Raw genomic sequence first — 1,133 nt, forward strand, 5'->3', positions numbered from 1 at the left:
TCGACGCGATCGGGTTTGACGTCGACGCGGCACTGCAGCGTCATCAGCCTCGCTTTGACTTTGTCTGGCGCATCGGCTGCGAGAGCCTCCGCAAGGATACGGCCGCGTTCGATCAGGCGCTCGCATCCTGAAGCGTCGGGAGCTCCCGCGCCGAGGTCGTCGACGAGGGCTCCAGGATCATTGAGAAAAGCGCGCAGCCTGTCGATCACAAGGGTTTCCAGATCGCTGGCGGGGATCCGCCGTTCCCCCGAACGATTCGTTCGCGCGCCTGTCACGAGGGAGGTCGAAACATAATAGCGATCGCGCGCTCCCTTCTTGACCGCGTGAGTTGGCGTGAGGCGCTCGCCGGCGTCGTCGAACGCCATGCCGGTGAGCAGGCTGGGATGGTTGGCGCAGACGCCCGTCGCCCGATCGACGCGGTTGCCGGCGAGCGTCGCCTGAGCCGCGTCCCACAGCGGCGGGTCGATGATCGCCGGATGCTCGCCGGGGTAAACGCCGCCTTTGTAGCTGATTTCACCGCGGTACAGGCGGTTCTGCAGCATCGCGTAGAGCGCGCCGCGGGTGAGCGTTTGACCGCCATAAACCTCGCCGCCCCGCCGCAGCCGTCGTTTGCTGTTGATCCCGGCGCTGGCCAGATCGTCGCCAAGCGCGCGCACCGACTTCAGCACGAGATAACGCTCGAAGATATGGACGACGATCTTCGCCTCGTTCTCGTTCACGACCAGCTTACGGTCCTTGACGTCATAGCCCAAGGGCGGCATGCCGCCCATCCACATGCCCTTCTTCTTCGAGGCGGCGATCTTGTCGCGCACCCGCTCGCCGATCACCTCGCGCTCGAACTGGGCGAAGGAGAGCAGTACATTGAGGGTCAGCCGGCCCATGCTGGTGGTGGTGTTAAACTGCTGGGTGATCGAGACGAAGGACACGCCGCGGCGGTCGAAGACGTCGACGAGCCTGGCGAAGTCGGAGAGCGCCCGCGTCAGCCGGTCGACCTTGTAGACGACGACCACATCGATCTGGCCGGCCTCGATGTCGGCGATGAGGCGTTTGAGGGCGGGGCGCTCCATCGTGCCGCCGGAATAGCCGCCGTCGTCATAGAGCGCCGGCGACGCCGTCCAGCCCTCATGCTTTTG

The 1,133-nt window shown here is 65.3% G+C and carries 1 protein-coding gene; it reads right to left on the bottom strand.

What is annotated here, in order from left to right:
- A partial coding sequence (locus tag BM177_RS21285) for a recombinase family protein (RefSeq protein WP_139223769.1) occupies window positions 1–1,133 on the bottom strand: 1,133 nt, incomplete at both ends.

It is taken from the genome of Methylocapsa palsarum, from assembly GCF_900114285.1.
Classification (GTDB): Bacteria; Pseudomonadota; Alphaproteobacteria; order Rhizobiales; family Beijerinckiaceae; genus Methylocapsa; species Methylocapsa palsarum.